Genomic DNA, 7,190 nt, shown 5'->3' on the forward strand with positions numbered 1-7,190 from the left:
ACGGAAACCGAGGCCGATGGTCGGGTTCGGCCAGGCCTGGCGGTTTTGCTGCAACAGCAGTACGAGTACGGATGGCCCGAACTCTATCCGGTGCATCGTTTGGATAAAATGACCTCAGGCCTGGTGATTTTTGCCTTGACACGTCAAGCCGCGCAACGGTTTCAAAAGCTGTTTGCCACGCGACAGGTGGCGAAATACTATTTGGCCATCTCGACGGATAAGCCGAAGAAAAAACAAGGCTGGGTAAAGGGCGATATGGTGCCAGCAAGGCGCGGCAGTTGGAAGCTTGCGACCACTCGGGAGAATCCGGCGGTGACCCAGTTTATCTCGCAAAGTGGTTGCCCCAACGAGCGCTGGTTTTTATTGAAACCGCATACCGGCAAAACCCATCAGTTGCGGGTGGCCTTGAAAAGCCTGGGCGCACCGATTGCCGGTGATGAACGCTATGCCGCTCGGGCGGCGGCGCAGTTGGAGGATCGTGGGTATTTGCACGCCTATGCGTTGCGGTTTCAATACGATGGTGACGATTATGAATTTGTGCGCAGGCCGCAGCAGGGGGAACGTTTTTTAAGCGAGGCGGCCGAGGCGTGTTTGAATGAATGGCAAACCCCTTGGCAATTTTTTCAACCGAAAACGGAACGAGATGATGGATAACAGCCCCAATAGGCCTTTTTGGGAAACCAAGTCGTTAGCCGACATGACGCAGGACGAATGGGAGTCGATTTGCGACGGATGCGGTCTGTGTTGTTTGACCAAGCTGCAGGATGAGGATTCGGAAGAGATTGTTTATACGCGCGTGGTCTGCCCCTATTCCGACCCGAAAACAGCCGCTTGTTCCGATTACGCCAACCGTTCGCTGAATGTGCCGACCTGTGTGAACTTAACACTGGAGCGGGTAGCGGAATTTGACTGGTTGCCGGATACCTGCGGTTATCGCATTCTATTGCGGGGCGATCCGTTGCCGGATTGGCATCCGCTGGTGTCCGGCCGCCGGGCATCGGTGCAAGCAGCAGGCGTTGGATTGCTGGCGATTCCGGTGGTGGTCGATCAGCCTGGACTGGATTACGAAGACTATTTAATGGAAAAACCCTAACCCAGCCTTACCACATGTTGAGGTTGAATTAAAAGCAACCAATAGGTGCGAGAGGCGCATTGAGGCGGAGCAGCAGATAATTGCGCCAAAAAGGTGTTGTGTGTAGCTAAAAAGTATACAATGTCGGCATGGAGAGTCATTTAGGAGGGGGCGTTATGCAGAAACTACCGATTAATATGCGGGTTTTGCCAGAACAAAAAGCACTGATTTCACGAGCCTCTGAGCTGGTGAATATGGATAGAACCACCTTTATTATGAGTGCCGCCTGCCGTGAAGCGGAAAATGTTTTGCTTGATCGGCGGGTTTTTATGCTTGAGGAACCTGAGTTCGAGGCGTTTGAGTCTTTGATTTCAGAGCCTCTCAAACAGGATAACGATCTGAAAAAATTGTTATCGGAGCCTTCGCCTTGGGAGTCAGCCAAAGGGTGAGTTTGTCCCCGCCAGAATTGCTGCATGAGTTGCACCAAGTCGAGATGTTTTCGTGTGGTAACGCGCTCATGGATGCTTGGTTGCATGAGCAAGCGCTCAAAAATCAGGTCAATCGAGGTTCACGAACGTTTGTGGTGTGTGAAGAACGGCGGGTGCTAGGCTATTATGCGTTGGCGTCTGGAAGCGTGGAAAGAATCAACCTTAACGGCAGTCTTGCGAGAAATATGCCGAAGAGCGTTCCCGTTATCGTCTTGGGGCGATTGGCGGTGGATAAGCGTTATCAAGGTCTTTCGCTTGGTCGATCACTTTTAAAAGATGCGTTGTTGAGATGTGTTCAAGTTGCGAATCAAATTGGTGTCAAGGCGGTTTTAGTGCACGCCTTAGATGCTAATGCGGTTGGTTTTTACGAAAAGTATGGTTTTCAACGTTTACCGAATGAAGCGCATACACTGGTTTTGTCCATTGCCAATATTGAAAGAAACATATAAAAAAGCGCTGCAATATTCGCAACGCTTTTTCGGTTGTTGGTTTGCCCTGAGGGCGCTCAGTGCTGATGGCCGCCTTCGCCGTGCGCGTGACCGTGCGCCAGTTCTTCTTCGGTGGCGTCGCGCACGCCCATAACTTCGATGTCGAAGCTTAAATCTTTACCGGCCAAGGGGTGATTGCCGTCCACTGTGACGGTTTCGTCTTGCACGTCGGTGATTTCAACCGAATGCACGCCTTGTTCGGTTTGGGCTTCAAAGCGCATGCCGACTTCCAGATTGTCCACGCCCTGAAACATGCTTTTGGGAACATCTTCTTGAATCAGGTGCGGTTCTATCTCGCCGTAGCCTTCCGCGGCAGGAATGTCGGCGGTGAACTTGTCGCCAGTGGCCTTGCCTTCCAGTTGTTTTTCCAGGCCTGGAATCAGGTTGGAGTGGCCGTGCAAATAGGCCAAGGCCTGACCGTTGGATGAGTCGATGAGGTTGCCGTCGGAATCCGTTAAAGAATAGTTGATCAGGCCAACTTTATTGGGTTCAAGTTTCATTTGATAGTCCTGTTTTGTTCATGTTTTTCATCGTGTGAAGCTGTATCATACAGATTCTGAAAAGCCGATTGGAGAAAACTCGATATGTTGTGGTTAAAAACGTTTCACATTTTATTTATGATGTCGTGGATGGCGGGGATCTTTTATCTGCCGCGTATTTTTGTGCATTTTGTCGAAGGGCAAGCCGCCGGTCAGCAGGTGGATCGCTTGGCCATTATGGCGAAAAAACTGTATAACTTTATGACCATTATGATGGTGCTGGCGGTGGGCACGGGCATTTGGTTGTGGCTGGCCTACTGGCCTTTGGCGCAGGGCATGGGCTGGTTGCACGCGAAGATTGTGTTTGTGATTCTGCTGCTGGCGTATCACTATTGGACGAAAAAACGCACCGATGAAATGCAGCAGGGGCATTTGAATCACAGTGGGGTCTATTACCGCTGGGCGAATGAGATTCCGCTGTTGCTGACCATTGTGATTTTGATTCTGGTGGTGGTCAAACCCTTTTAAACCGAGGTATTCCCATGCAAGCCTATCCCGACATTCAACTGAACTTTAAACTGGCACCGGAAACCGAGGCCACTGTCTATTTAGATGAATTGGTGCAGCCGTTGGACATTGAACACATTGGTCCCTTTGTGCGCAATGCGCAGGGCGAGATGGTCTGTGTGGACGGTCAGCAAGCGTTTATTTCAAGTGATGAAGGTCAAAGCTGGCAAACGGTTTCGCTGTTTGACACGGTGGATGCGCATGATGTTCAAGACACCCACAGCCTGTGTGTGACTGAATCGGGTGCGATTGTGCTGGGCTTTCTCGATATGGCGCAGTTTCATTTCAATTGGCACCGCAAGGCGAATAAGCCGACGAAAAACACCTTTTTGGCACTCTGGACAATGCGCAGCCTGGACGGTGGCTACACTTGGGAAGCGCCCGTTTGCGTTGCTAAAGGGTATGCCGGTGCCACCACCACCTTGATTCAACTGGACAGCGGGGAGCTGCTGATGGCGGCGCAGAATCTGGATTATCAGGAAGCGCGCCACTACAGCTTGACCTATCGCTCGGAAGACGATGGACAGACTTGGCAGGCCAGCAATAAAATCGATATTGGCGGTCGCGGCCACCACGGCGGCTGCTTTGAAGGCACGCTGGTGGAATTGCGCGACGGTCGCGTTTGGTACTTGATTCGCACCAACTTGGATTGGTTTTGGAATGCCTATTCGGATGACAAGGGGCGAACTTGGACGCAGTTATCGCCAGGCCTGGCGGCCAGCAGCTCGCCGGGGATGTTGTGCCGCTTGCAAAGCGGGCGGCTGTTGCTGGCGTATAACCCGCTGACCAATACTCAGGATGGCACGGCACCGCGCATGGCGGGGCTTTATTCCGAAGTGGCCGCGTCTTGGTATCGGGCGGAGCTGTGTTTGATTTGGTCAGACGATGACGGCCTGACCTGGTCAAAACCCAAAGTGCTCGCGCAATGCGATGGCGCTTGGTTGTCTTACTGTTATCTCTTTGAAGCCAGGCCTGGCGAAATTTGGCTAACCACCATGCAAAGTCATTTGAAAATCGTTTTTCGCGAACAGGATCTGGCTTAACCCGTAACGCTCAATGCCTCGCCTTTCTGGCGGGCTTATTATTTTTATCATGTCTTTTTGAACGCACTTCTGTATAATTCGTAATTTAATTTTTAGCCATGGCTAAATAAATATAAAGTTTTGTATAAATAAAGATGAATTATGAAGTCTATATCGGCTATGGCAGCTATTTTAATGGCGACTCAATTACAAACGGCACAAGCCGAACTCAGGCCATTAGCGGCCGATCGACCGGATGCCACCGAAAGTCCTCAAACCGTCGATAAAGGGTCTTTTCAGATTGAAACCAGCGTCGTCTCTTACAAAAAGAATCGTGAAGACCATCAAACCACCACCGATTGGTCTTTTGCCGAAACGAATTTTAAGTATGGGGTGGCTAATAACGTTGACCTTCAATTTGTGATGACGCCCTACATGACGCAAAAAGTGGGGCATGGCAAACAATTGGCGTCGCATAGCGATATTGAAATGCGGGCTAAAATTAACCTGTGGGGCAATGATGGTGGTCAGACCGCCTTCGGGTTGTTACCGTATGTCAAAGTGCCTTCCGGTGAGCTCAGTAATAATGAATACGAAGGGGGGTTGATTGCTACTTATGCGATGGACTTTACGTCGTTTAATCTGGGCGCTCAGGTCGAACTGGATAATGTGTATGATGACGAATCCAAACAACACGATTGGGCTTGGAGTCACACTCTGGTGCTGGGCCGAACGTTATGGGGAGAGGTCAGCGGGTATCTGGAATACATCGGCGATTATACGATTGAAGACGATTACAATCCCTACAGCAGTCTTGGGATGACTTGGCTGCTAACGCCTAACTTTCAATGGGATGTCGGTGGTCAGTTTGCCTTAACGGAAACCGGCAATGATCAATTGATCTTTACCGGCTTTACCTGGCGTTTTAAGTAAAGGCTGGTTTAGAAATTCGCTCGAATTCCGCCGTATACCAAGCGTCCTCGAAGCGGTCCCCAGATGTGACCTACGTCCCAATCTTCACTGCCGGCGTTGGCGCCGTCATAGAATAGCGGTGAATCGCCGTCACTGGTTTGCGTGTAGTCGAACAGGTTGTTGGCACCGGCATACACGGTCCAGTGGCGGGTGATGTCTTTGCTGATTTGCATATCGACAGTCATGAAGGCCGGTGAGTGGGTGCCTTTCGAATCAACCCCACCGGCTTGGTTGTAGTGATCATAGTAAGCGGCACCGGTATAGTCTTTGTAGTTTCGTTCGCCGATACCGGTGGCGGTAACATTCGCTTCCCAGCCGTGTCCGATGTAGTCCACCATCAGGCGCAGGCGTTCTTCGATTGGAATGACGCCAAAAGTGCTGCGGTATTTTTTATCGTAAAAGAAGCCTTCCAGCGTCGCGCCGACCGACCAGTGGCCGTCGATTTGGTAGGACGCCGAAATGTCGGCATGCTGAACCACGCCTTCACCGGAAGTGTTCACCAGCGTCGGTTGGGTGTAATTTTCGGTATCAATGGTGGTCAGGTTGCTGACTTCTGTCCAGGAATAACTCGTTTCAAAGCTGGTTTGAGCGCTTTCGAATGCCAGGGCATAACGAACGGAGTTCGATTTTTCCAGTTTATCGACGTCAACGGCAAATCCATCGTCCAAGATGCCGTGGTCGGCTTCAAAGAACTGCAATGGCACACGGTAACCCTGTCCGGCCGACAAGCGTGATGTCCAGTTGAAGTTATGGTCATATTGGATATGGACCCGTGGCGCAACCACGGTATCATTGAATTTGCGATCTTGGTCGGTGAATTTGACATTAATCTGATCGGCTCGAAGCGCCAGCGAGATTTCCAAGCGGTTGGTGGGCGTCCAGATGTCTCGAATATACAAGCCGTAGTTATTTTGGTTGTAGGAGTCGTTGGCCGGTTGTGTTCCGCCGGTGGATTTGGACTTCATTTTATCCTGTTTGGTGTCCATACCCACGGTGAGGGCATGCTCTGCATTAATGAAGTGGTCCACGCGCGCATCAAAATAGTAAATGTCTTGATCGGCTTTATAGGTGGTCGGTTCGTAAATGGCATCCATTGACGAGTCAACATAGGAAGCGGTGACGCGACTTTGGGTGTCGGCGGAGAAATCATGAAACCATTTACCGGTGTAAGCTTGTTTCGTCAGCTCGATGTTTTCAAGAAAGTCTCTTGCCGTCGAGGTTGCAGACGGTTTGTTGTTGACGTTATTGTCCACGAACCCGGGGCTGGAACCGGGCTGCTGGCTGCGAGCATCTTGTCGGGAAGTGGCCAGATAAGAACCGACCATTGGGCCACCAAAGACTTCGGATTGCAAATCGGTGATTCTAAAACTGATTTGGTCTTTTGCAGTCAGTTGGTGCCAGACCTGTGCGACAAGGCTTTGGTTTGTCAGGCTCGGTGATTCGTTGACATCGTTATTGTCTTCGTCATATTGGTCAATGTTGTCCGATTGGGCGGCCACAAGAATTTGCGTGTCATTATCGCTACTGACCTTGGTGCCGACCACTTGATATTTATGATAGTCCTGGTTTCCCCATGAAAAATCCGCCGATAAGCTGTCTTTATTCGGCTTGGCGGTGACGACATTGATGACACCGCCGATCGCACCGGGCGCAATGAGTGAAGCCCCGGCACCGCGTGCGATTTCGATGGAGGTGACGCCCGCCATGGGAATGGCATCAAACCCGTAAAACCCTTCAACGATGGAGCTGTTGGGAACGTCATTGATCATCAAGGTGGTGTGTTCGCCTTTCAAACCATTTAGCTGGATGCGTTTAACACCACACATGGAACATTCTGTACTGACGCGAACACCGGGTTCGTCTCGGATGGCTTGTGCCAAGTTACCGGCCTGTTTCTGCTGTATCCTTTTTGCGCTGATGACTTCGGTTTGAACGATGTCGTCTTTGGTTTGAACGATTTTGTTTTCTTGTTCGCTTTTCTGTTTTCCGGAAACGGTAATGGCATCTAGGTTAACAGTCTTATCGGCAAGTACTAAAGAAGGAGCCGTGGTCATGAAAAACGCACTGAGGAGGGCGGCTGGTAGCGGCTTGAGTTTCATCGT

9 protein-coding genes are annotated in these 7,190 nt (G+C 50.7%); 7 read left to right on the forward strand and 2 right to left on the reverse strand.

All coding sequences use genetic code 11. From position 1 onward, the window contains the following. From ACP5D0_RS07035 to ACP5D0_RS07050, 4 genes are all read left to right on the forward strand, one after another. Nucleotides 1-654, forward strand: a 654-nt coding sequence (locus ACP5D0_RS07035; RefSeq protein ID WP_472364955.1) for a pseudouridine synthase, incomplete at its 5' end; no start/stop codon positions are given. Further along, on the forward strand, nucleotides 644-1,093 hold the full coding sequence (locus tag ACP5D0_RS07040; RefSeq protein WP_472364956.1) for a YcgN family cysteine cluster protein: 450 nt from the start codon (nucleotides 644-646) through the stop codon (nucleotides 1,091-1,093). The genes ACP5D0_RS07035 and ACP5D0_RS07040, both read left to right, overlap by 11 nt. 155 nt (nucleotides 1,094-1,248) lie before the next feature. Further along, a complete protein-coding gene (locus ACP5D0_RS07045; RefSeq protein WP_472364957.1) occupies nucleotides 1,249-1,521 on the forward strand; it encodes a type II toxin-antitoxin system TacA family antitoxin in 273 nt (90 codons plus the stop codon). 68 nt (nucleotides 1,522-1,589) lie between these two features. Beyond that, nucleotides 1,590-2,009 carry a GNAT family N-acetyltransferase gene (locus ACP5D0_RS07050; protein WP_472364958.1) on the forward strand — a complete coding sequence of 140 codons (420 nt, stop codon included), beginning with the start codon at nucleotides 1,590-1,592 and terminating at the stop codon, nucleotides 2,007-2,009. A 56-nt stretch (nucleotides 2,010-2,065) separates the two neighbouring features. Here the strand turns inward: ACP5D0_RS07050 and ACP5D0_RS07055 are convergent, their stop codons facing one another. Continuing rightward, on the reverse strand, nucleotides 2,066-2,548 hold the full coding sequence (locus tag ACP5D0_RS07055) for an FKBP-type peptidyl-prolyl cis-trans isomerase (RefSeq protein WP_472364959.1): 483 nt from the start codon (nucleotides 2,546-2,548) through the stop codon (nucleotides 2,066-2,068). Nucleotides 2,549-2,632: 84 nt separating this feature from the next. Between ACP5D0_RS07055 and ACP5D0_RS07060 the strand changes: the two genes are divergently transcribed. The 3 genes from ACP5D0_RS07060 (at nucleotide 2,633) to ACP5D0_RS07070 (ending at nucleotide 5,049) form a co-directional block, all read left to right on the forward strand. Then, nucleotides 2,633-3,055: a CopD family protein gene (locus tag ACP5D0_RS07060; RefSeq protein WP_472364960.1), complete on the forward strand. Its 423-nt coding sequence runs from the start codon at nucleotides 2,633-2,635 to the stop codon at nucleotides 3,053-3,055. Between the two features lie 14 nt (nucleotides 3,056-3,069). Continuing rightward, complete coding sequence (locus tag ACP5D0_RS07065; protein ID WP_472364961.1) at nucleotides 3,070-4,137, forward strand: sialidase family protein; 1,068 nt, start codon at nucleotides 3,070-3,072, stop codon at nucleotides 4,135-4,137. Nucleotides 4,138-4,296: 159 nt separating this feature from the next. Beyond that, entirely contained in the window at nucleotides 4,297-5,049 is a 753-nt protein-coding gene (locus ACP5D0_RS07070; protein WP_472364962.1) for a transporter, read from the forward strand. 8 nt (nucleotides 5,050-5,057) lie between these two features. Here ACP5D0_RS07070 and ACP5D0_RS07075 read toward each other — a convergent pair. Beyond that, nucleotides 5,058-7,190, reverse strand: a 2,133-nt coding sequence (locus ACP5D0_RS07075; protein WP_472364963.1) for a TonB-dependent receptor plug domain-containing protein, incomplete at its 5' end; no start/stop codon positions are given.

Source organism: Hydrogenovibrio sp. (genome assembly GCF_049975065.1).
Taxonomy (GTDB): Bacteria; Pseudomonadota; Gammaproteobacteria; order Thiomicrospirales; family Thiomicrospiraceae; genus Hydrogenovibrio.